The sequence below is a fragment of the Paenibacillus sp. TSM33 genome, from assembly GCF_056099025.1.
In genome coordinates, this window is the sequence record NZ_JBLZXB010000083.1 from 1 (window position 1) to 250 (window position 250).

General features: G+C 54.0%; 1 rRNA gene. It reads left to right on the top strand.

Going from position 1 to position 250, the window contains the following annotated elements:
• Window positions 1-214 (top strand): 16S ribosomal RNA (locus ACN6NF_RS25990); the annotation flags it as partial.
• Between the last annotated feature and the right edge of the window lie 36 nt (window positions 215-250).

Genomic DNA, 250 nt, shown 5'->3' on the forward strand with positions numbered 1-250 from the left:
ATGAAGTCGGAATTGCTAGTAATCGCGGATCAGCATGCCGCGGTGAATACGTTCCCGGGTCTTGTACACACCGCCCGTCACACCACGAGAGTTTACAACACCCGAAGTCGGTGAGGTAACCGTAAGGGGCCAGCCGCCGAAGGTGGGGTAGATGATTGGGGTGAAGTCGTAACAAGGTAGCCGTATCGGAAGGTGCGGCTGGATCACCTCCTTTCTATGGAGAATCGTTTCCTGCGATGGAAACATTCAA